At 72.6% G+C, this 22,612-nt stretch carries 15 protein-coding genes; 12 read left to right on the plus strand and 3 right to left on the minus strand.

Translation table 11 applies throughout. The features are described 5' to 3' along the window. Positions 1-419: 419 nt before the first annotated feature. The 10 genes from ABT130_RS02380 (at position 420) to ABT130_RS02425 (ending at position 18,875) form a co-directional block, all read left to right on the plus strand. Entirely contained in the window at positions 420-6,035 is a 5,616-nt protein-coding gene (locus ABT130_RS02380; protein WP_502992046.1) for a non-ribosomal peptide synthetase/MFS transporter, read from the plus strand. Then, positions 6,032-6,211 carry an MbtH family protein gene (locus ABT130_RS02385; RefSeq protein WP_350923638.1) on the plus strand — a complete coding sequence of 60 codons (180 nt, stop codon included), beginning with the start codon at positions 6,032-6,034 and terminating at the stop codon, positions 6,209-6,211. The genes ABT130_RS02380 and ABT130_RS02385 overlap by 4 nt, the downstream gene beginning before the upstream one ends. After that, a complete protein-coding gene (locus ABT130_RS02390; RefSeq protein ID WP_350952149.1) occupies positions 6,208-6,456 on the plus strand; it encodes an acyl carrier protein in 249 nt (82 codons plus the stop codon). The genes ABT130_RS02385 and ABT130_RS02390 overlap by 4 nt, the downstream gene beginning before the upstream one ends. After that, positions 6,453-7,946: a class I adenylate-forming enzyme family protein gene (locus ABT130_RS02395; RefSeq protein WP_350952151.1), complete on the plus strand. Its 1,494-nt coding sequence runs from the start codon at positions 6,453-6,455 to the stop codon at positions 7,944-7,946. The genes ABT130_RS02390 and ABT130_RS02395 overlap by 4 nt, the downstream gene beginning before the upstream one ends. A gap of 8 nt (positions 7,947-7,954) precedes the next feature. Continuing rightward, positions 7,955-9,505 (plus strand): condensation domain-containing protein, encoded by a 1,551-nt coding sequence (locus ABT130_RS02400; RefSeq protein ID WP_350952153.1) that lies wholly within the window; start codon positions 7,955-7,957, stop codon positions 9,503-9,505. Continuing rightward, positions 9,502-10,980: a condensation domain-containing protein gene (locus ABT130_RS02405; RefSeq protein ID WP_350952155.1), complete on the plus strand. Its 1,479-nt coding sequence runs from the start codon at positions 9,502-9,504 to the stop codon at positions 10,978-10,980. The genes ABT130_RS02400 and ABT130_RS02405 overlap by 4 nt, the downstream gene beginning before the upstream one ends. After that, positions 10,967-12,448 carry a condensation domain-containing protein gene (locus ABT130_RS02410; protein ID WP_350952157.1) on the plus strand — a complete coding sequence of 494 codons (1,482 nt, stop codon included), beginning with the start codon at positions 10,967-10,969 and terminating at the stop codon, positions 12,446-12,448. Before ABT130_RS02405 ends, ABT130_RS02410 begins: the two co-directional genes overlap by 14 nt. A 56-nt stretch (positions 12,449-12,504) precedes the next feature. After that, entirely contained in the window at positions 12,505-14,355 is a 1,851-nt protein-coding gene (locus tag ABT130_RS02415) for a non-ribosomal peptide synthetase (RefSeq protein ID WP_350952159.1), read from the plus strand. Further along, positions 14,352-17,450 (plus strand): non-ribosomal peptide synthetase, encoded by a 3,099-nt coding sequence (locus ABT130_RS02420; RefSeq protein WP_350952161.1) that lies wholly within the window; start codon positions 14,352-14,354, stop codon positions 17,448-17,450. Before ABT130_RS02415 ends, ABT130_RS02420 begins: the two co-directional genes overlap by 4 nt. A 153-nt stretch (positions 17,451-17,603) precedes the next feature. Next, entirely contained in the window at positions 17,604-18,875 is a 1,272-nt protein-coding gene (locus ABT130_RS02425) for an MFS transporter (protein WP_350952163.1), read from the plus strand. A gap of 90 nt (positions 18,876-18,965) precedes the next feature. Here the strand turns inward: ABT130_RS02425 and ABT130_RS02430 are convergent, their stop codons facing one another. Both ABT130_RS02430 and ABT130_RS02435 read right to left on the minus strand, forming a co-directional pair. Beyond that, positions 18,966-19,763 (minus strand): SDR family NAD(P)-dependent oxidoreductase, encoded by a 798-nt coding sequence (locus ABT130_RS02430; RefSeq protein ID WP_350952165.1) that lies wholly within the window; start codon positions 19,761-19,763, stop codon positions 18,966-18,968. Then, a complete protein-coding gene (locus ABT130_RS02435) occupies positions 19,760-20,767 on the minus strand; it encodes an AurF N-oxygenase family protein (protein WP_350952167.1) in 1,008 nt (335 codons plus the stop codon). The genes ABT130_RS02430 and ABT130_RS02435 overlap by 4 nt, the downstream gene beginning before the upstream one ends. A gap of 180 nt (positions 20,768-20,947) precedes the next feature. Here ABT130_RS02435 and ABT130_RS02440 point away from each other — a divergent pair, with 180 nt between their 5' ends. Beyond that, complete coding sequence (locus tag ABT130_RS02440) at positions 20,948-21,922, plus strand: DMT family transporter (protein WP_350952169.1); 975 nt, start codon at positions 20,948-20,950, stop codon at positions 21,920-21,922. A 13-nt stretch (positions 21,923-21,935) separates the two neighbouring features. On the opposite strand, the gene tnpA is transcribed toward ABT130_RS02440, so the two are convergent. Further along, positions 21,936-22,364, minus strand: coding sequence for an IS200/IS605 family transposase (gene tnpA / locus ABT130_RS02445; RefSeq protein ID WP_350952171.1), 429 nt, complete (start codon positions 22,362-22,364; stop codon positions 21,936-21,938). Positions 22,365-22,388: 24 nt separating this feature from the next. Between tnpA and ABT130_RS02450 the strand changes: the two genes are divergently transcribed. Continuing rightward, a partial coding sequence (locus ABT130_RS02450; protein WP_502992047.1) for a helix-turn-helix domain-containing protein occupies positions 22,389-22,612 on the plus strand: 224 nt, incomplete at its 3' end.

Consider the following 22,612-nt stretch of genomic DNA (forward strand, 5'->3'; position numbering starts at 1 on the left):
TCCCATCCGGAGCGTAGGAGGCGCACGAATGAGAGTCAATGACTGTGCGGATGACAGATATTCAAGAAATGAAGAATAGGGGTATTCATCTGCAAAAAGGGCCTAAAAGGTGATTTGTTTCGGTTCATGGTGCTCGAAAACAACGCTGTAACCTTGACGAATTCGGCGAGAGATCTCTAGCCTCCTCCGTGGGAGCGTTCCCACGACGCCGTGCGTCCGCGCGGTGACATGAGGCGCCCGGTCGGGCGCCCCCACTCGCCCGAACGCTCACATCTTTCGGCGCCGGGGTGACTCCGCGCCGCGCAGGTCTCCGGGCCGCGCCGATCCGGCCGGCCGACATGGGATCGCACACTCGGGCGATCCCGTTCCCCGCCGCGGGGGAACGCTCACGGGTTCCTCTTCGCCAGTACGGAGGTGTCTTGACGCGAACCGGCCTCTCACCGGCCAAGAAAGCACTGCTCGCCCAGCGACTGGGCGGCCGCGTCGTCACGGCGGCGATTCCGCCGCGCCCTTCCGGAGCGGTGCCCCCGCTCTCCCCGGCGCAGGAACGGCTCTGGTTCCTGGAGCAGTACGCTCCCGGTACCTCCGCCTACACCGTGGCCTTCGCGGCCACGCTGGAGGGGGAGATCGACGCCGAGGCACTCGCCCGAGCGCTGACCGAGGTGGCCCTCCGGCACGAGAGCCTGCGCACCCGGCTGGTCACCACCGCCGACGGCGGTCCCGCGGTCGTCGTCGACGACGCGCCCGCGGTCGTGCTGCGGACCGCCGGCGACCTCGCGGAGATCGACGAGGAGCTGGCCAGGCCCTTCGACCTCGCCGCGGGCCCGCCGCTGCGGGCGCTCCTGGTCGGGCTTGGACCGTTCGAGCACGTACTGCTGCTCACCATGCACCACGCGATGACCGACGGCTGGTCGTGCGACATCGTCATGGAGGAGCTCCTCACCCTGCACGCCGCGTACCGTGCGGACCGCGACCCGGAGCTGCCGCCGGTGCCGGTGAGCTACGGCGACTACGCGCACTGGCAGCGGGAGCGCGACCACGCCGAGGAGATCCGCTACTGGCGGCGGCGTCTGGACGGGCTGCCCCCGCTGGAGCTCCCCGCCGACCGTCCGCGTCCTGCCGAGCAGAGCTGGGAGGGCGCCGCCTGTGGCGTGGCCCTGGACGCCGAGCTCAGCGCGGCGGTCGCCGCGCTGGGCCGCGCCCACGGCGCCACCCCGTACATGATCCTGCTCGCCGCCTTCGGGGTGCTGCTCTCGCGCTACTCGCGGCAGTACGACTTCGCGGTCGGCTCGCCCGTCTCCGGGCGGGACCTGCCCGAGCTGGAGCGGGTGGTCGGCGTGTTCGTCAACTCGCTGCCGATGCGCGCGGACCTGTCCGGCGACCCCACGTTCGCCGAACTGCTGGCCAGGGTCAGGGAGACGGCGCTGGACGCCTACGCCCACCAGGAGCTCCCCTTCGACCGGCTCGTCAGCGAGCTGGGCGTGGAGAGGGACGTCAGCAGGTCACCGGTGTTCCAGGTGATGTTCGCCCTGCAGAACTACCGCTCCAGGCCGCTGGAGGCCCCGGGCCTGACCATGACCCCCTACCCGGTGAAGGCCACGGCCAGCCGGTTCGACCTGGCCCTCTACCTGTTCGAGACCCCCCACGGGCTCGCCGGTCACCTCACCTACAGCACCGCGCTGTTCGACCCCGGCACCGTCGCGCGGATGGCGGCGTGCTTCGAGAACCTGATGAGGTCGATCGTCGCCGACCCCGGCGCGCCGATCTCCGAGCTTGAGATCCTCCCGCCGGACGAGCGTCGCCGGGTCCTGGCACTCGGCGAGTCCACTCCCGTGACCCCCTTCGGCGCCGGGCTGTTGCACGAGGCCGTGTCCGAGCGGGCCCGGCTCACCCCGGACGCCGTCGCGGTCGTGGCGGGCGACACCTCGCTCAGCTACGCGGAGCTCCAGGGGCGGGCGGAGCGGCTCGCGCGCCTGCTGCGGCGGGCCGGCGTGGGCCGCGGCGACCGGGTCGCCGTCTTCCTGGAGCAGTCGGCGGACACGGCCGTCGCGGTGCTCGGCGTGCTCAAGGCGGGCGCCGCCTATCTCCCGCTGGAGCCCGACCATCCCGGTGACCGGATCGCCTACGTGCTCTCCGACGCCGGGGCGCGGGTGGCCGTGACCGCGTCCGACCTCCGTGACCGCCTGCCGGAGGGGCTGCCCACGGTCGGAGTCCCCGCCTCGGGCGACCCGGAAGGCGACCTGGAAGGCGACCCGGAAGGCGCCGAGGACTCCGACGGGCAGGGCGCCGGGCCGGTGGAGAGCGGCGTGACCCCCGACGACCTGGCGTACGTCATCTACACCTCGGGGACCACCGGGCGGCCCAAGGGCGTGGCCGTGCAGCACCGGCAGGTCATGGTCTATCTCGCCGGGGTGCGGGAGCGGCTGGAGATCGAGCCGGGCGGGGTGTTCGGACTGCTCCAGTCGCTCGCCTTCGACTTCGGGGTGACGATCTTCTACCTGTGCCTGATGACCGGGGGCGCGCTGCACCTCATCCCCCCGCGCACGGCCGCACCGGAACTGGCGGCCTACTTCCGCAGGCACGGCGTCGACTATCTCAAGATCACCCCATCCCACCTTGCGGCGCTGCTCGCCGACGCGACCCCGGACGAACTGCTCCCCGGCAGGCTGCTGATCCTCGGCGGCGAGGCGGCACCGCGCGCCTGGGCCGCGGAGCTCGCGGCGGCCGGGCGGTGCCGGGTGATCAACCACTACGGCCCCACCGAGGCCACCGTCGGTGTCACCACCTACTCCGTCGAGCCCGGCACCGCTTCCGGAGTCGTGCCGGACGGCGCCGCCCCCGCCCCCCGGGCCGCCTCGGGGGCCGCTCCGGGGGCAGGGACGGCGCTGCCCATCGGATCGCCCATGCCCGGGGCGCTGGTACACGTGCTCGACGACAACCTGCGGCCGGTCCCGGCCGGGGTTCCCGGCGAGCTCTACCTGGGCGGCGACCGCCTGGCCCGCGGCTACCTGGGCCGTCCCGGGCTGACCGCCGACCGCTTCCTGCCCGACCCGTACGGCGCCCCCGGTGCCCGGATGTACCGCAGCGGCGACCTCGGCCGCTGGCTGCCCGGCGGGGAGCTGGAGTTCCTCGGCCGGCGTGACCTGCAGGTGAAGGTCCGCGGCTACCGGGTGGAGCCGGCGGAGGTGGAGGCGGTGCTCTCCGAGCATCCGGGGGTGAGGGGCGCCGTCGTGGATCTGAGAGGCGGGCGCCTGGTCGCCTACCTGGTCGGACCGGCCGGCCCGGCTGCCCCGGAGGCCGCCGAGATGCGGTCCTGGCTGGCCGAGCGGCTCCCCGACTACATGATCCCGGCCCGCTACGTGTGGCTGGACGAGCTGCCGCTGAAATCCCACGGCAAGGTCGACAGGTCGAAGCTACCGGATCCCGCCGCCGAGGTCTCGGCCGCGGGGTTCGTGCCGCCGGAGACCGCGCTGGAGGAGACGGTCGCCGGGATCTGGGCCGAGATCCTGGAGGTGGAGCGGGTCGGCGCGCTCGACGACTTCTTCGATCTGGGCGGCCACTCGCTGCTCGCCATGCGGGTGATCGCCCGGCTGCGCGCGCAGGTCCCCGAGCGGGCGGTGACCGTGCTGGAGCTGTTCAAGAACCGCACGGTCAGGGAACTGGCCCGGCTGCTGGAGACCGGCGGCGACGGCGGGCGAGAGCTGCTGCACCGGCTCACCCCGCCCCGCACCGCCAAGGCCACCATGGTCTGCGTGCCGTTCGGCGGCGGCAGCGCCGTCGTCTACCAGCCGCTGGCCGACGCGCTGCCCGCCGACTGGGCGCTGTACTCGGTCGCGGTTCCGGGGCACGAGCTCGGCGAGCGGTCGCGGCCGTTCGACGAGGTCGCCCGCGAGTGTGCCGAGGAGATCCTCGCCGGGGTGCGCGGGCCACTGGTGCTCTACGGGCACTGCGGGCTCGGCGTCATGCTGATCGTGGAGATCGCCCGGCACCTGGAGGCGGCGGGCCGCCCGGTCGACGCGATCTACCTCGGCGGCGTGTTCCCCTTCGCCCGCCCAGGGCGCGGCCTGGGCTGGCTCGGCACCCTGATGGACCGGATGACCAGCGACCAGGGCAGGATCAACGCGCTCTCCGCGGCGGGGCTCGACGTCGAGGAGTTCGAGCGTGACCAGCTCAGGCTGATCATCGAGAACCGCCGCCAGGGCACCCGCATGGCGGAGCGCTACTTCACCCGGCTGTTCGAGGAGGAGGAGGCCCGGCCCTTCGCGGCACCGGTCATCGCGGTGGTGGGGGAGCGGGACCCGGCGACCGAGTTCTACCAGGAGCGCTACCGCGAGTGGCTGCGCCTGTCCGGCACCGCCGCCTGCGTGGTGCTGGACGAGGCCGGGCACTTCTTCGTGAAGTACCGGGCGCGGGAACTGGCCGACATCCTCACCGGTACCCACCTGGCCCTGGCCCGAGGACAGACCGCGCCGCTGGAACGCACCGAGGACTCCACCTGGTGGCTCCAGGGCGTCTCCGGCGAGCCCCACCGCTCCGACTCGCCCCCCGCCCTCGCCCCCGTGCCCGAGTCCGGCGCCGCGGAGGGCTCCGACGGCGCCACGCGGACCGGCGGCCGGGCCGGCCTCCGGATGGTCGGCCCCGACGAGCCCGGCACCGGCACTGTCACCGCCCCCGCCTCCGGCGGGCCTCCGCCCGGCATGCGGCGGTTCCTGCTGGTCTCGGTGGGGCAGCTGGTCTCGATCACCGGGTCCGCGCTGACCGAGTTCGCCATCCCGATCTGGATCTACCTGACCACCGGGTCGCTGGCCAGGTTCGCGCTGTTCGCGGTGCTGGGACTGGTGCCCGGCATGCTGGTGGCGCCGCTCGCCGGAGCGATCGTGGACCGTTACGACCGGCGCAGGGTCATGCTGTGCGGGGACGTCGGCGCCGGGAGCACGCAGCTCGCGCTGGGCGTGCTGCTCTGGACCGGAAATCTGCAGATCTGGCACATATATCCGTTGCTCGTCTGCCTGTCGATCGCGCTGACCTTCCAGCGGTTCGCCTACGGCTCGGCGATCCCGCAGCTGGTCCCCAAGCGGTTCCTCGGCCATGCCAACGGCGTCGTCCAGATGGCCACGGGCACCGCCCAGCTCGTCGTGCCGCTGATCGCGACCGGGCTGATGGCCACGATCGGGCTGGAGGGCATCCTCATCATCGACGTCGCCAGCTACCTGGTCGCCACGCTGGTCCTGCTGTTCGTCCGCTTCCCGACCGCCATGCCCTGGCGCCGCAGGGAGAGCGTCCTGGCCGAGATGGCGAACGGCATCCGCCACTCGTGGGGCAACCCCGGCTTCCGCGGCATGCTTGTGTTCTTCGCGGTGCTCAACGTCTTCCTGTCGCCGCTCTTCCTGATGATCTCCCCACTGGTCCTGTCGTTCGCGACACTCGACGACGTCGGCAGGGTCGCGTTCGCGGGAGGGCTCGGGGTCTTCCTCGGCGGCCTGCTGATGACCGTCTGGGGCGGGCCCCGCAGGCGGCGCCTGTACGGGGTGCTGCTCGCCACGCTCGCCCTGGCGGTGTTCTGCGTGCTCACCGGATTCCAGCAGAACCTCGCCCTGATCGCGGTCGGCTCGTTCGGCATGTCGTTCTGCCTGACCCTGCTGAACGGCGTCTACGCCACGATCATCCAGGTCAAGGTGGCACAGCGGTTCCACGGCCGGGTCATCGCGCTCAACACCCTCGTCGCCTGGTCCACCCTGCCGATCGGCTTCGGCCTGGTCGCGCCGTACGGCAGCGCCCTGTTCGAGCCGCTGCTCGCCCCCGAAGGCCCGCTGGCCGGCACCGTCGGCCTGCTGATCGGCACCGGCGAGGGCCGCGGCATCGGTTTCATGTACGCCTGCTTCGGGCTGGCCATCGCCGTCATCGCGCTCGTCGCCATGCGCGTGCGGGTGCTGGCCCGCTTCGACGCCGACGTACCCGACGCGCTCCCCGACGACCTGGTCGGTTTCGAGGCTCTGCGGAGCCGTACCCGCAAGAAAGAGGAGGTTGGGTCATGAGTTTCCTGGTGGTGCTCAACGACGAGGAGCAGTACTCGATCTGGCCGGCGGGCAGGGAGCTGCCCGCCGGGTGGCGGGCCGAGGGTTTCGAGGGGGACAGGGAGGGCTGCCTCGCCCACATCGACGAGGTGTGGACGGACATGCGCCCGCTCAGCGCGCGGGGGGAGGTGGCATGACCGACCCGCTGGCCTCCAGGATCGCCGGGATGATCTCCGTCGCCTGCGACGGGCGGCTCACCGCCGACGAGATCGCCGGCTCCGACACCTCCCTGTCCGCGCTGGGCGTCACCTCGCTGGCGCTGCTCCGGCTCATCGACGCCGTCGAGGACGAGTTCGACGTCGCCCTCGACCTCGGCGGGGGCGCCGCCTACCTCGACAGCTTCCCGCTGCTGGTCGGTTACCTGAGCGAGCGGACCTCGTGAGCCCGGAGACCGTGCCGCAGATGCTCGCGCTCCGCGCCGAGCAGGACCCCGAGCGGGAGGCGGTGATCGTCGAGGGCGTCGCGTCGATGACGTTCGGCGAGTGGGACCGGCGCTCGGACGACGTCGCGCACGGGCTGCTCGACCGCGGCGTGCGGCGGGGCGACCGGATCGGGCTGCTCTTCGGGAGCCGGGACTGGGTCGACTTCGCCGTCGCCTACTGCGCGGTCCAGAAGACCGGCGCCGTCGCCGTGCCGCTCTCCGACCGGCTCGCGCCCGCCGAGGTACGGCACATGCTGGAACACTGCTCGGCCTCGGCCCTGCTGTGCGGGCGCGACCTCACCCCGCCGGAAGGCGACCGCTGGAGCGCGGCCGTCGCGGAACTGGAGGGGGGGACGGCGGGGCCGCCCGGGGTGCGGGTCGAGCCCGCGGACCTGGCCCAGATCCTCTACACCTCGGGCACCACGGGGCTGCCCAAGGGCGTGGGCGCCAGCCACGCCAACCTGGCCTTCGGCTGCGAGACCCGCTCCAACCGCCGCAGGTTCGGCCACTCACGCCACCTGCTGCACGCCTTCCCGATCGGTACCAACGCCGGTCAGACGATGCTGATGAACGCGCTGGACGCCCGTCCGGCCATGCTCACCCTCGGGCGTTTCACCCCCGGTCGTCTCGCCCGGCTGATCGAGTCGCGCCGGGTCGGCACCGTGTTCGTCGTACCCGCCATGGCCATCGAGTTCCTCAACGCGGGACTGCACGAGCGCCACGACATGTCGAGCGTCCTGCTGCTCGGTTCAGCCGCCTCTGCCCTGCCGCCCGCGGTGGCCGCGCGCCTGGCCGACGCCTTCCCCAACGCGACGGTCACCAACTACTACACCTCCACCGAGGCCGCTCCCGCCCAGACCATCATGATCTTCGATCCGTCCAGGCCGGGGGCGCTGGGACGGCCCGCGTTCGGCGGGGCCCTGCGCATCACCGACGCGCACGGCGACCCGCTGCCCCCGGGAGAGACCGGCGAGGTCTGGATGCGCTCACCCACCGCCACCCGCTTCTACTACCGGGACGAGCAGGCGGGCGCCGAGGCGTTCAGGGGCGGCTGGGTGCGGATGGGGGACATCGGCCGCCTGGACGCCGAGGGCTACCTCCACCTCGTCGACCGGGAGAGCGACGTGGTCAAGTCGGGCGCGTTCAAGGTCTCCACGCTCCAGGTGGAGGCGGCGCTCCACGAGCACGAGGCCGTCGCGGAGGCCGCGGTGCTCGGCGTCCCGCACCCGGTACTCGGCAGCGTGCTCGCCGCGGCGGTGGTGCTGCGGTCCGCCGGGACCTCCGGCGGGGATCTACGGGCCTTCCTGATGGACCGCCTGGCCGGGCACGAGCTCCCCGAACGGGTGCTCGTCGTCGACACCCTGCCCAGGAACCAGTCGGGAAAGGTCGTCAAAAGGGAGCTGCGGGGCCTGTTCGAGGTCGCCGCGACAGGTCAGACGGAAGGCGCGTGAAGATGTCGATGTCGCTCACAGCGGGATGGGACCGGGCGACCTTCGCCCAGCACGGGATGTGGATCACCGAGCGGATGGGCGCCGGTGGCCGGGTCTACGCGATGCCGCTCACCCTGCGGCTCGACGGCCCGCTCGACACCGGTGCGATGCTCGCCGCCTGTGCCGCGGCCGTCGAGCGACATCCCGTGCTCGCCGCGGTCCTGGCGGAGCGGGACGGCGAGGTCCGCCTGCTCCCCGGCAAGGTGCCCCCGCCGATCCGCTTCGAGGAGACCCCGCCCGAGCCCGGCCGGCTTGAGGAGGAGGTGGCGCGCCCCTTCGACCTGGAGTCGGGTCCGCCGGCCAGGTTCACCCTCTTCAGGCTGGGGGCCGAGCGGCACCTGCTGCAGATCGTCGCCCACCACGCCGTCTTCGACGGCGTCTCCAAGGATCTGCTGCTCCGTGACATCGCCGCAGCCTACGGGGGTTCCGCCCTCGCCCCCCTGACGCTCTCCTGCGACGAGATCGCCCGCGCCGAGCAGGGCCGGGTCGCCGCCGCGCTGGAGGAGGCGGCGGAGTTCTGGCGGCCGAGATGGCAGGACGGGCAGGACCTGCTGCTGCCCGGCCTCACCCGCACCTCGCTGCGCGCCGCGCCCGGTGACACCGTGGAGTTCCGTCTCGGCGGCGAGGTCGCCGCCATCGCCGCCGACCTGGGCCTGACCCGCTTCGAGGTCGTGCTGGCCGCACTGCACACGCTCCTGTACGGGTACGGCAACGCCCGCGTCACGGTGGCGGTGGACCTGTCCACCAGGACCGAGGAGACGCGCGAGCACGTGGGGGCGTTCGTCAACGAGCTGCCCGTGGCCTCCAGCCCGGCCGGGACGTTCGCCGAGTTCGCCTTGTCGATCAGGGAGGAGCTACGGGCGATCTACCGCTATCGCGAGATTCCCCTGGCCAGGGCGCTGGGCGGGATCAGCCCGCGCTCCGCGCTCACCCCCGTCTCGGTCAGCTACCGCAGACGCCCGGCCGATGACCCCTCCTTCGCGGGGCTGGACGCCTCGGTCGACTGGACGGCGTCCAACGGCGCGGTCCGCAACACCCTGCACCTGCAGGTCGTCGACGGCGCCGACGGCACGGCCGGGGCCGAGGCCCGCCTGCGGTTCAATCCCGAGATCCTGGACCGCGCCGCCTGCGAGGGCGTCGCCGAGCAACTGCGGGTTCTGCTCGCCGGCATCGCGGCCCGCCCCGGCGCCCCGCTCGACGAGCTGCCCCTGCCTCCCCGGATCGTCCCCGACGATCAGGCCGATCACGGCCTCGTCACCGGTCCGGTCTCCGGCGGCGAAGGCGCCAGAGGGGAGGACGCCGAGCTCCTCGGACAGGTCACGGCGATCTGGTGCGAGGTGCTCGGTGTGGACACGGTCCAGCCGGACGACGACCTGTTCGACCTCGGTGGTCACTCGCTGACGATCACCCAGATCATCGCCCGTGTCCGGGACGGGATGGGTGTCGAGCTCTCCTTCGAGGTGTTCATCGACTCCCCGACCGTCGAGGGCGTCGTCGAAGAGATAGCCAGAGCCCGATGACGGCCGAATCCGGGTCATCGGTGGTGACCGTCGAGTTCTCCGGGGCGCGGGGCGGCGAGTCGCCGCTCACCTGGGGCCAGCTGGCCATCTGGAGGATCACCCGGTGGCTTGAGGACGGCGACCCGTACTTCAACATGCCCTGGGTGCTGCCCGTCTACGGCAGGCACACCCAGGATGCCGTCATCGGCGCCCTGCGCGGCCTCGTCGAGCGGTACGAGACCCTCAGGACCACCTGTGAGGACGCCGCCGGCGGGCCGGTCCAGCGGGTGGCGAGCCGGGGCCGGTTCGACGTCGAGGTGGTCGACGCCGGGGAGGACAAGCCACTCGCCGCCGCCAAGAAGGTGTCCGAGGGGCTGGCCGCCAGGGGCTTCGACTACGCGGTCGAGCTGCCGTTCCGCTGCGCCGTCGTGACCGTCGGCGGCCGGCCGCGCGCGGTGGCCTTCGCGCTGTCCCACCTGGCGGTGGACGGCTGGGCGCTGGACGTGCTCGCGGGTGACTGGCGGGCGCTGCTGGCCGGGGACGAGCTGCCCGCTCCCGGATGGCAGCCGCTGGACCAGGCCGCCTTCGAGCGTGAGGGGGCGGGAGCGGCCCGCGGTGAGCGGGCGCTCCGCCACTGCCGCGCCGAGCTTTCGAGGGCGCCGGAGACCATGTTCGACTTCCCCCGCATCACGGCGGAGGAGCCGAGGTTCGTCCGGGTCGGCATGGAGTCGGTGGCCGTCGCCGCCGCCGCCGAGATCCTGGCCGAGCGGTGGTCGGTCAGCACGGCCAGCGTGCTGACCACGGCGAGCGCGGTGCTGCTGGGCGCGCTCACCGGGCACCGCCGGGTGGTCATGCAGCTGATCGTGGCCAACCGGCACGACCCCAGGACCGCGGCCATGGCCGGCACCGCGGTGCAGGACGGGCTCCTCGTCCTCGACCTGCCGGACGGGACGTTCGCCGACGTGGTCCGTGCCGGGCACCGGCGGGCGTTGACGGCCTACCGCAACGCGCACTACGACCCGTACCGGATGATGGCGCTGCGCGAGGAGATCGGAAGGGAGCGTGGCGGTCCCGTCGACCTGTCCGCCTACTTCAACGACGCGCGGACCACCGCTCACTGGCCCAACCTGCCCAAGGGGGATCCGGCCGCGGTCGCCGCCCTCACCGAGCGGACCAGGTTCTTCCCGGTCGGCGCCTGGGACGCGGTGGACGCCACGGTCTTCTTCGCCACCGGGCCCGCCACGAACACCTGCCGGCTCTACCTGCTGACCGACACCGCCTGCCTGCCGCGCTCCACCGCCTACGCGCTGCTGGGCGGGGTGGAGAGGCTGCTGGTCAGGGCCGTGGCCGAGGAGGTGGCGCTGGACGAGGTCGCCGAGCTGTGCGGCATCGTCCCGATCGAGCGCCCCGCCGTCCGGGAGGCGGCCCTTCCCGGTACGCCGGAGAGCAGCCCGGCGACGGCGAGATCCAGGGAGGTGGCCGGTGACCACGCCTGACCCCCGTGTCGCCGCGGAGACGGACCTCGTGGTGCGGGAGTCCGCGCCGGAGCACGCGGCGCAGGACCGGCGCGAGGAACTGCTCGGCCGGCTGGCGCGGCTGTCGCCGGAACGGCGCGCGGCGCTGCTGGCGGCGGCGCGGGAGCGGGACGGGGGCAGGCGGTGGCCGCTGTCGTTCGGGCAGGAGCGTCTCTGGTTCCTCAGCAGGTTCGACCCCGGCGACACCACGTACCACACCCCCTGGTGCGTGCGGCTGCGCGGCCCCGTCGACGTGCGGGCGCTCGCCGCCGCCTTCACCCGCGTCGCCGAGCGGCACCACGTGCTGCGCACCCGGTTCCGGCTGGCCGGTGACCGTCCCGTCCAGATCGTCGTGCCCGTCGCGCCGGTGCCGGTGGAGCGGGCGGACGTCACCGGCGACCCGGCCCCGGCCGTCGTGGAGTTCGTGAACCGGCCGTTCGACCTCGAAGGCGGCCCGCCGCTGCGCGTGGCGCTGCTGCGGCTGGGCGAGGAGCACTTCCTGCTCTGCATCGTCCTGCACCACATCGTCGTCGACGGCTGGTCGCTGGACGTCCTCATGCGGGAGGTGACCGAGTGCTACGCCGCCCACCGCGAGGGCAGGCCGCCGGCGCTGGAGGAGCTCCCGGCGCAGTACCCGCAGCTCGCCGAGGAGGACAGGCGCCGCGCCGACCGGGACGAGGACGCCTCCCACCTCGACCACTGGACCCGCGCGCTCGCCGGGGTGCCGGCGCTCGACCTCCCCGCCGACCATCCTCGTCCCGCCCGCTGGAGCGGGCGCGGCGGGCAGGAGAGCCTGCTCGTGCCCGACGAGGTGATCACCCGGCTGGAGGACGTCGCCAGGAGCGCGCGCTGCACGCTCTTCATGGCGCTGCTCGCCGCCTACCAGGCGACCCTCTCGCTGGCCTCCGGGCAGCGGGATCTGTGCGTCGGGGTGCCGGTCTCCGGCCGGGACCGTACCGAGATCGAGCCGCTGATCGGCTACTTCGCCGGCACGCTCGTGCTCCGTGCCGACCTGTCGGGCGACCCCACCTTCCTCGAACTGATGAAACGCACCCGGCTGACCCTCTTCCGGGGACTCCAGCACGCCGGCACGCCGTTCGAGCGGATCCTCGCCTCGTTGCGCCTGCCCCGTGACCTGAGCAGGCCGCCGCTCTTCCAGGCCATGTTCAACCTGCACAACCTGCCCAAGGACGACCTGCTGCGGACCACGATGGGCGACCTGTCGGCCGAGGTCTACCCCGTCCCCGCGACGGGCCGTACCAAGGCCGAGGTGTCCGTGGACGCCTGGCGGGGGCCCGAGGGCCTCGGCGGCGTCCTCGACTACAGCAGTGACCTGTTCTCCGCCGGAACCGCGCGGCGCCTGGCCCGCACCTTCACCGACGTGGTGGAGCGGGCCGGGACCGACCCGGGCCTCCGGCTGTCCGACCTGAGAGGTGTACGACCGTGGTGATGTCCTCCCCGGCGCGAGAGCCGGGACTCACGGCACCAGACCCGCAGGGAGAGGGCATGGTGACGGTGCCGGAGCTGATCCGCGACCGGCCGGCGACGGCACCCGACGCGGTGGCGGTCAGCGGGCAGGGTGGCGAGCTGACCTACCGGGAGCTGCACCGGCGGGTCGACGACCTCGCCGCGCTGCTGCGCGAGTGGGGAGTGGGCCCCGAGGTCCCGGTCGGGCTGTGCATGGAGCGCACCACGGGGATGGTCGTCGCGGTCCTGGCGGTCTGGGCCGCCGGAGGCGCGTACGTCCCGCTCGACCCCGCCTTCCCCGAGGACAGGCTGCGGCTCATGCGCCAGGACGCCGGGATCGGCCTGGTGCTGACCCAGGCCGGCGTGGACCGGCGCCTGCTGGCCGGAGTCCCTCGGATCCTCGTGCTCGCCCCGGACGGTACCGCCCCCACCGCCCGCCGCGACACGCCGCGGGGACCGCGGGGCGACCTGGCGTACGTGATGTACACCTCGGGCTCCACCGGGCGGCCCAAGGGGGTGGAGGTCCCGAGGCGCGCCGTGCGGAACCTGCTCGGCTCGTTCGCCGAACGGCTGAAGCTCACGCCCGAGGACCGCTGGCTCGCCGTCACCACCCTGTCGTTCGACATCTCCGTCCTGGAGTTGCTGCTCCCCCTGGCGTGCGGGGCGCGGGTCGTCGTGGCCTCCGCGAGCCAGGCGGCCGACGGCCGGAGGTTGCGGGAGCTGGCGGTCGCCGAGCGGATCACGGCGCTGCAGGCCACCCCGGCCACCTGGCGCATCCTGCTGGAGGCCGGCGGAGTGCCGGAGACGATCCGCACCCGGCTCTGCGGGGGAGAGGCGCTGCCGCGCGACCTCGCCGACGCGCTCCTCGCCCCGGGGACGAGCCTGTGGAACGTGTACGGGCCGACCGAGACGACCGTGTGGTCCACCGCGGGGATCGTCGCGCCCGCACCGGCCCGGGTCGTGCTGGGGGAGCCGATCTCCGAGACGTCCCTGTACCTCCTGGGCGACGACGGCCTGCCGGTCGCGGACGGCGAGGCCGGGGAACTGCACATCGGCGGGGCCGGGGTGGCCCGCGGCTACCGGGGCATGCCCGCCCTGACCGCCGCCCGCTTCCTGCCCGACCCCTTCGCGGCCGGCGGGGGAGGGCGCATGTACGCGACCGGCGACCTCGTCCGGCGCACCCCGGACGGCCGCCTGGAGTACCTGGGCAGGGCCGACAGCCAGGTCAAGGTGCGGGGGTTCCGCATCGAGCTGGAGGAGATCGAGACGGTCCTGCGCTCGGTGGAGGGGGTGCGCCAGGCCGCCGTCGGTGTCCACCGGGGACCGGACGGCCTGCCCACGCTGGTGGCCTACCTGGTCGGTGCGGAGGGAGCGGCACCGGAAGGGCCGTGGGAGGCGCTGCGCGCCAGACTCAGGGCGAGCCTGCCCGAGTACATGGTGCCCGCGCACCTCGTCACCCTCGACGCCCTGCCGCTCACCCCCAACGGCAAGCTCGACCGCGCGGCGCTGCCGGCGCCCGACCGGGCTCGGGCGTCGACGACCCCCTACCGGGCGCCGTCGAGTTCGGCGGAGGACGAGCTCGCCGCGATGTGGGAGGAGGTGCTGGGAATCGAGCGGCCGGTCGGGGTCGACGACGACTTCTTCGAGCTCGGCGGGCACTCGCTGACGGCCGCCCAGATCATCGCCAGGGTCCAGTCGCGCTTCGGCGTCGCCGTGCCGCTGGTGGCGCTCTTCGAGCATCCGACCGTCGCCGGGCTCGCCCGGCAGCTGGACCGCCTGGACGACGACGACCTGGACCTCGTCGAGGTCGCCGCGCTGCGCGAGCAGCTCGACGGCCTCGGTGCCGAGGAACTCGCGGCGATCTTCGACGAACTGGGGCCGGGCGCGTGAGGGCGCCCCTGTCCCCGGCGCAGGAGCGGCTCTGGATCCTGCAGCGCGTCGATCCGGACGACGCCTCCTACAACATGTATCTCGTACGCCTGCTTCGCGGCCCCCTCGACCAGGCCGCGCTGATCTGGGCGCTCACCGACGTGCTGACCCGCCACGAGAGCCTGCGCACCAGGTTCACCGAGGAGGACGGCGTTCCCTGGGCCGTGGTGGAGAGCGGGGCACCCGGGATCGAGTGGCTGCGCTCCGGGAGCCGCGAGGACGCGGAACGCCTGGTGGCCGAGCGGACCAACGAGCCGTTCGACCTGGAGGCCGGGCCTCCGCTGCGGGTGGCGGTGATCCGGATAACCGACGACCGGCATGTGCTCTGCGTCACGATGCACCACATCATCTCGGACGGCTGGTCGCTCAACGTCATCCTGGACGACCTGGCCGACTGCTACACCGCGCGCCTCGCCGGGGCCGAACCCCGGCTGCGCCCGTTGCCGGTCCAGGCGGGCGACTACGCGCGCTGGCAGCGGCGCAGGGCCGAGCGGGCCGTGCCGTACTGGCGGGAGAGGCTCGCCGCGCCGCCCCCGGTCGAGCTGCCGTTCCGCCGGGAGGGGGCGGGGAGCGGGCGGGGCGAGTTCCAGGGTGTCCGGTTGTCACCCGAGACGGCGCGGCGGCTGGAGCGGCTGGCCGCCGAGCAGCGCACCACCCTGTTCACCGTGCTGGTCGCCGCGTACCAGACGTTGCTGCTGCGGCACACCGGGCAGACCGACGTCCTGGTCGGCACCGTCGTCGCGGGGCGGGACCGGGTCGAGCTGGAACCGATGGTCGGATACGTCTCCCAGACGGTGATCCTCCGCGGGGACCTGTCGGGCGACCCGCCGTTCACCGGCCTGATCGGCCGCAGCCGTGGCGAGGTCCTCGCCGCGCTGGGCAACTTCTCGGTCCCCTTCGAGGAGCTCGGCCACCCCGTGGAGTCGCTGCTGTCCTCCATGCTCATCCTGCACAACCAGGACGCCGGTCCCCGGCGGGCGTTCGGCGAGCTGACCGTGACCGACATCGACGCCGGATTCCGGCAGGCCAAGGTGGACCTCCTCGTCGAGGTGTGGTCCGACGAGAACGGGCTCGGCCTCTCCCTCTGCCATGACACGGGCCTGTTCGAGGCGGCAGAGGTCGGCCGCCTGGCCGCCAGGTTCGCCCTGCTCCTCGAATCCGTCGCGGCCCGCCCCGACACCCCGCTCTCCGCCCTGCCGATCTGGACCGACGCCGACCACGCCGACATCCACACCCTGTCGGCCGGGCCGTCCGGCGCCGAGCTCGCCGGGGACGTCCTGGTGCCCGAGATGATCCACCAGGCCGCGCGGCGGACGCCCGAGGCCGTCGCCGTGGTCTGCGGGCGGGAGAGCGTCACGTACGGCGAGTTGCTGGCTCGCGCGGGCGCGCTCGCCGAGGTCCTCCGTGACGGCGGGGTCGGCCGCGGCGACGTCGTCGGGGTCTGCCTGCCCCGCTCGATCGAGGCGATCACCGCGCTGCTCGCCGTCTGGTGGGCGGGGGCCGCCTACCTGCCGTTCGACCCCGACGTCCCGGACGAGCGGCTGGCCTTCTCGATGGCGGACGGCTCGGCCACCCACCTGATCACCCTGCGCGAACCGCCGCCGGGCCGCGTCGCCGTCGCCCCCGCGCCACCCGCGCTTCCCGGGGGCGCCGTCGGCGCCCCCGCCTCCCTCCGGGGCGCGACCGTGCCGCTGGACGCCGCGTACGTCATCACCACCTCGGGCTCCACCGGCGTGCCCAAGGGCGTGCTGGTGGAGCACGGCGCGCTGGCCGCGCGGGTGCGGTGGATGCGCGCGGACTACGGCCTGACCTCCGGCGACCGGGTCGTCCAGTTCGCCTCGCTCAGCTTCGACGCCCATGTCGAGGAGGTCTTCCCGGCGCTGGCCGCGGGGGCCACGCTGGTGCTCCTCCCCGACGGGGCGACGAGCCTGCCCGACCTGCTGGCCTCGCCGGAGGGCGAGGCGGTCACCGTGCTCGACCTGCCGAGTGCGTACTGGCACTCACTGGCCGAGGAGCCGGGCGAGACCGCCTGGCCCGCCTCGCTCCGCCTGGTGATCCTCGGTGGTGAGCAGGTCTCCGCGGCGGCGGTGGAGCGCTGGCGCGGCCTGCTCGGCGACCGGGTCCGGCTGGTCAACACCTACGGCCCGACCGAGGGGACGGTGATCGCCACCGCCGCCGACCTCGGGGCGCGCGACGTCGTGGGCCGCCCGCCGATCGGCGGCCCGATCGCGGAGACCACCGTCCGGGTGCTCGACGACAGGGGAGAGCCCCTGCCACCCGGCGCGGCCGGGGAGCTGGTCATCGGCGGGGCCGGGGTGGCCCGCGGCTATCTCGGCAGGCCGGCGCTCACCGCCGATGCCTTCGTCCCCGATCCGTACGGTGCCCCCGGGGCGCGCCGCTACCGGACGGGGGACCGGGCGCGGTGGCGCTCCGACGGGCGGCTGGAGTTCCTGGGGCGGCTGGACGCGCAGCTGAAGATCCGAGGTTTCCGGATCGAGCCGGGTGAGGTGGAGAGCCGCCTGCTCGCCCATCCGCAGGTGGGCCAGGCCTTCGTGACCGGCCGGGGCGAGGAGCTCGTCGCCTACGTCACCGGCACCGCGGATCCGGCGGACCTCAGGGAACACCTGGGGCACTCGCTCCCGCGCCAGCTCGTCCCCGCCGCCTGGGTGAGCCTGGAGGCGTTCCCCCTCACCCCGGGCGGCAAGATCGACCGCGCCGCGCTCCCCGAACCGGTCGCCGCCTCCTCCGCCGAGCGGGTCGCGCCGCGCACGGACGCGGAAAGGCTGGTGGCCGGGATCTGGGACGAGTTGCTCGGCACGGGGGCGGTTGGTGTCTTCGACGACTTCTTCGCACTCGGCGGGCACTCCCTGCTGGCGACCCGGGTGGCGGCGCGGATCAGGCGGGCCACCGGCATCGAGGTCCCGATCCGGACCGTCTTCGCCATGAGCACCGTCGCCTCACTCGCCGAGGCGCTGGAGGAACTGCTGATCAAGGAACTGGACGCCCTGACCGACGAGGAGGCCATGGACCTGCTCGCGGGCACCGACCATTCCTGATCCCGCCGGTGGCGCTCTCGGGCGCGCTCCCGACGGGAATCCGGTGTCGGCCGGGGGCTGTTGATAAGGGAGGGAGGCGGCGTAGCATCCGGGCACGCCTCGTGTTGTCGGGCGCTTGTTCGGAGTCGTGAGTCACGAGGATGCGAGGCCCCAATGAGCGTTGTGCAGCCCGGTCCCGACCCGAGGTCGGCGCTCGCGGAGCCGACACGCAGGGTGGGGCCCTGGTGGGTGGCCGGCATCTCGCTGGCCAACCTGGCGCTCTGGATGGGGTACTTCGGGCCGCTCCAGGTCCTGCTTCCCTCGCAGGTGGCGGTGGTCGACCCGGCGGGCAAGGAGGGGGCGCTGGCGCTGGTGACCGGACTGGGGGCCGCCGTCGCGATGCTGTTCAACCCCATCGCGGGGGCGTTGTCCGACCGCACGGCGGGGCGGTTCGGACGCAGGCACCCGTGGTCGCTGGCCGGGGCATTGGTCGGCGCGGGGGCGCTGGTCCTGCTGGCGGGGCAGGGGACGATCGCCGGCCTGGCGGCCGGCTGGTGCCTCGCGCAGGCCGGGCTCAACGCGATGCAGGCCTCGCTCACCGCCGGGGTGCCCGACCACGTGCCGGTGAGCCAGCGGGGTGAGGTGTCGGGCTGGATCGGGATTCCCCAGTCGCTGGGGGTGGTGCTCGCCGTGGTCCTGGTCACCATGGTCGCCACCACCACCGAATCCGGATATTTCCTGATAGCGGTGCTGATCCCGTTCTGCGTGCTCCCCTTCGTTCTCACCACCCCCGACCCTCGCCTGGCGGCCAGGCCCCCCTTCGAGCTCGGGGCCTTCCTGAGAGGTTTCTGGATCAGCCCCCGCGCCCACCCCGACTTCTTCTGGGCCTGGCTGACCCGCTTCCTGATGCAGCTCGGCAACGCCGTCGCCACGCTCTACCTGCTGTACTTCCTCACCGACGCGGTCGGCTACGAGCGGCTCTTCCCCGGCGAGCGGGCCGAGGACGGCCTGCTCACGCTGATCCTGATCTACACCACGACGGTCGTGCTCACCACCGTCGTCGCGGGCGTCGTCTCCGACCGGCTCGGCCGCCGCAGGGCGCTCGTCACGGCCTCCGGCTTGATCAGCCTGGTCCCCGCGGTGATGCTCGCGTTCTGGCCGCTGTGGCCGGTGGCGACGGTCGGCGCCGCGATCATGGGGGTCGGCTTCGGCATCTACCTCTCGGTCGACAACGCCCTGGTCACCCAGGTCCTGCCGGCCGCCGAGGGACGTGCCAAGGATCTCGGTGTCATCAACATCGCCAACTCGGGACCCCAGGTGCTCGGCCCGGTCATCGCCGGTCCCATCGTGGCCGGTCTCGGCGGCTATCCGGTCCTCTACCTGACCTCCGCGGCCCTCGCCCTGCTCGGCGCCGCCCTCGTCTGGAAGATCCGCTCGGTGCCCTGACCGTACGGCCGGACGCCGTCCGCCGCCGGGAGCCGTGCCCCGCGCGTGCGCGGCACGGCTCTTCGGGGGCGCCGGCCGGTCGGCGCCCCTTCAGCGCCCGCTCAGGCGGCGGACGGCGAGGGTGGCCACCCGGACGGCGGCCGAGGGGGAGAGGCGGGTACCGCGCCAGGCGAGGCGGCCGGCGGCGGGCGCCACGATGAGGGCGCGGTTGCGGGCCATGCCCCTGATGATGTCGGCGGCCAGCGCGTCGACGGAGTAGAGACGGCCCATGGTCCTGCTCGCCGACTCGCGGGCGCCGGCGCCGGTCGGGGTCTGCGGCAGGCCGGGATTGGCGTTGTCGAGCAGCGGGGTGTCGGTGAACCCGGGGCAGACCACGCTCACCCGGACACCGTGGGCGGCGGCCTCGGCGCGCAGGGCGAGCGAGAGACCGACCACCGCGTGCTTGGTCGCCGTGTAGGGCGCCATCAGCGGCGCGGGGACCAGCCCGGCCAGGGACGCGGTGTTCACGATGTGCCCGAAGCCCTGCCGCTTCATGATCGGGTAGGCCGCGTGGACGCCGTGGACGACACCGCGCAGGTTCACGTCGATCGTCCGGTTCCAGTGGTCGAGGGTGAGCTCGTCGACGGTGCCGCCGACCGCGATTCCGGCGTTGTTGAAGACGACGTCGAGCCGTCCCCGCTCGGCCGCCACCCGCTCGACGAGATCGGCCACGGCCCGCGCGTCGGAGACGTCGAGCGTCGCGGCCGAGCCGCCGAGCTCCTTGGCGGCACGCTCGGCCCCGGCGCCGTCCAGGTCGGCGATGACGACGTGCGCGCCGCGCCTGGCGAACTCGCGGGAGACGGCCAGGCCGATGCCGGAGGCGCCCCCCGTCACGATCGCCGTTCTCATCTGCCCGCCTTCCCGGTCCATGTCGTGCCGGGCGCCGGGGGCGCCCAGATGCCCATCGCCTTCCACACCCGGCGCTGGACGGGGTTCATCAGGCCCAGCTCGGCGCAGAGCTCGCGGGTCTTGCCGATCGAGTCGCGGATCTCCGCGGCCATCTCGGGGTTGCCGGTGTAGACCTCCCTGACGACGTCCTCGGGGATGCCGAACGTCCTGATCATCGAGCCTGGCGGTGAGAGCATGATCCGGGCCATGATGCCCAGGATGACAGGGGAGACGAGGCCCAGTGTGAAGCGCCGGTAGCGGGGCATCCGGGGCACCCGGCGGCGCAGGTAGTGGCGGGCGAAGGAGATGTGCCTGGCCTCCTCGGCGATGTGAATCCGTATGATCGTCTCCTCCAGCGGATGTCGGGCCCTGCCCGCTTTGATCATCTTGCGCTGCACGTGGTCGATCGGGTCCTCGCCACCGAGGACGAAGACGAAGAAGAGCTCGGTGGAGATCAGCGGGATCCACGGAGTGATCTGCGCGAGCAGGCTCAGCGGCCTCGGCATGCCCTTTATTGGAAGTTTCGTGCGGTTCACGAACTCTTGGAACATCATCCCGTGATGTCCCTCTTCGATGGTCTCGTGGTAGACGTAGCGGAACTCGGGGGAGCCGTTCGGCAGCCGGTACGCGTAGTTCAGCAGCCCGCGCTTGAGCAGGTTCTCGAACTGCAGGCCGATCTTCATGGCGGTCGCCACCCGCCACAGCCCGATCCTGGCGCGGATCTCGGGAGGCTGTGCCCGGTACCAGGCGTGGCCGCCCAGCCTGTCGACCTCGGGCAGCTCCCAGCGCGGGTCGTCCTGGAAGACGAGGAACTCCTGCTCGTCCCAGGGGATGTCGACGTACGGCTCCCAGTGCTTGTCGACGGACGCCTTCGAGAGGCGCTCTATGACCGCCTCGTACGCGCGTCTCTCGGTGACCTGCTGGTCGCCCTCTCTGTCCGCGGCGGTCTCTGGGGCTGGTGTCATCGCTGCCCTCCCATCGGATGTCTGCGCTAATTGTACGAAGCATCCAATAAGACGGAAAGTCCTGCGGAGGTATGAGGTCTCTCGCGTCGGTGTGACGTCCTTCACTCAGCGTTGTATTAAGGCCACTCCTGCTCCGGTCGGTGACCTGTCCGTCGCTGCAGGTGATGTAACCCTTCGACTATGGCAGTGGTCGCAGCCCCCCGGCCCCTTCTGGGAATCGCGCTCCTGACCTTCGTCAGCGCCGCCTGGGGGTCGGCTTTCCCGCTGATGAAGGACCTCATCGTCCGCATGCCCGTGGCGGACCTTCTCGCCGAGCGGTACGGCATCGCCGCGGTCGTGCTGGTCGCGCTCCGCCCGAGTAGCCTGCGAGGGCTCTCCGAGAGCACCTGGCTGATCGGCATCCTGCTCGGCCTGCTGTTCGGCGTCGGCCAGACGGTCCAGGCGGTCTCGCTGCACGACCTGCCCTCGTCGGTCTCGGGGTTCACGGTCGGCTCGTACGTGGTGATCACCCCGGTCCTCGGGCTGGTCCTGCTCGGCGCCAGGACCTCGGCCAGGATCTGGGTCGCGGTGGCGCTGGCGACCGTCGCGATGACCGTGTTCACCCTGCTGAAGGGCGTGGAGGGCGACATCTCCCCGCCCGCGCTGGTCGCCACCCTGGTGTCGGCCGTCCTGTACGCGGCCCACACGCTGGTGCTCGGCAACTCCGCCGAGGCGCGGCGGCACGCCTACGCGGTCACGGTCATCCAACTCGGCGCCATCGCCGTCATGACGGGCGTCCTCGCCCTGCCGGGCGGCCTGACCCTGCCCGCCACGCCGGCCGACTGGCTGATCCTCGGCCACCTGTCGATCGTGGCCTGCGCCCTGGGTTTCCTGGCCCGCTCGTGGGGCCAGGTCCACGTGCCGCCGGTGCCCGCCACGGTGATCCTGTCGACACAGCCGCTCTGGGTGACCGTCCTGGCCGTCGCGCTGTACGGGGAGTCGCTCACCCTGAGCGTCTTCCTCGGCGGAGGGCTGATCGCCCTCGCCATGCTCCTGGTCGTGCTGCCCAGGGGGCTGTTCAGCGTGATCTGGCGTGGAATCCCGGGCAGTTCACGCCCGGGAGGAAACGACAGCACGGGAGGGCCGCCAGGGCCCGAGCGGTGCGGTGACCGGTAGGCCGTCGAGCGGCTCAGCCCGGGCGTCTCTGGTCTTCGATGTACTCCTTGATGATCGATAGGGGTGCGCCGCCGCAGGAGGCTGCGAAGTACGACGGCGACCAGAAATGCCCGCCCCACAGATACTTATGGATATGTGCCGGATACTCCTTGCGCAATAGCCGGGCGGACACGCCCTTGAGGCTGTTCACCAGCGTCGAGAGGGCGACTTTGGGTGGGTAGTGCACGAGCAGGTGCACGTGATCTTCCTCGCCGTTGAACTCGACCAGCTCCGCCCCGAAACCGTCGCACACCTCGATCATGATGTCTTCGCAGCGACGCAGGATCTCGTCGGTGAACACACCTCGCCGATACCTCGGGACAAAGACCAAATGTGCATGAAGCGCGCAAACAACGCTTCGACCTCTTCTTATATCGGGGCTCGGTTCCCATCTCGGTGACATGGACCTAACGCTAAAGTGTTCGAGGTGAAGCTGGTGGTGCAGGTGAGACTCCTGCCGACGCCCGAGCAGGCGGCGGCGCTGCAGGCGACCCTGCACGCGGTCAACGACGCGGCCACCTGGGTGGCGGCGCTCGCCCACCACCAGCGGGTATTCCGCAATTACGACCTGCGCAGGCACGTCTACGGGCAGATCAAGGACGACTACGGGCTGGCGGCTCAGGCCGCGCAGCATGTCATCAAGAAGGTCAC

Origin of the sequence: Streptosporangium sp. NPDC001681 (assembly GCF_040298085.1) — a bacterium.
Classification (GTDB): Bacteria; Actinomycetota; Actinomycetes; order Streptosporangiales; family Streptosporangiaceae; genus Streptosporangium.